Annotated in this window: 1 protein-coding gene; it reads left to right on the plus strand. The window is 72.0% G+C overall.

Annotation, left to right across the window (positions count from 1 at the left end):
* The coding region (locus tag HA630_RS01460) for an enoyl-CoA hydratase-related protein (RefSeq protein WP_208299905.1) at nt 1-353 on the plus strand (353 nt) is incomplete at both ends.

Here is a 353-nt window from a genome sequence, read left to right on the forward strand (position 1 = left end):
GCGGCCGTGGAAGGCGCCTGCGCCGGCGCGGGGTTTTCGCTCGCCCTGGCCAGCGACTTCCTGGTGGCGGCGAACAACAGCGTGTTCGTCATGGCCTACGCCAACGTCGCCCTGTCGCCCGACGGCGGCGGCAGCTGGAGCCTGGCGCGCAACCTGCCCCGCGCCACCGCCCTGCAACTGCTGATGCTGGGCGAACGCATCGGCGCCGACCGGCTGCACCAGCTGGGCCTGGTCAACCGCGTCACCCCAGCGGGCGATGCCCTGACCGAGGCCCTGGCGCTGTGCGAACGGCTCAACGGCCAGGCCCCCAATACCCTGGCCAGCATCAAGGAGTTGGTCAACGCCGCACCCGA

It is taken from the genome of Aquabacterium sp. A08 (genome assembly GCF_011742065.1).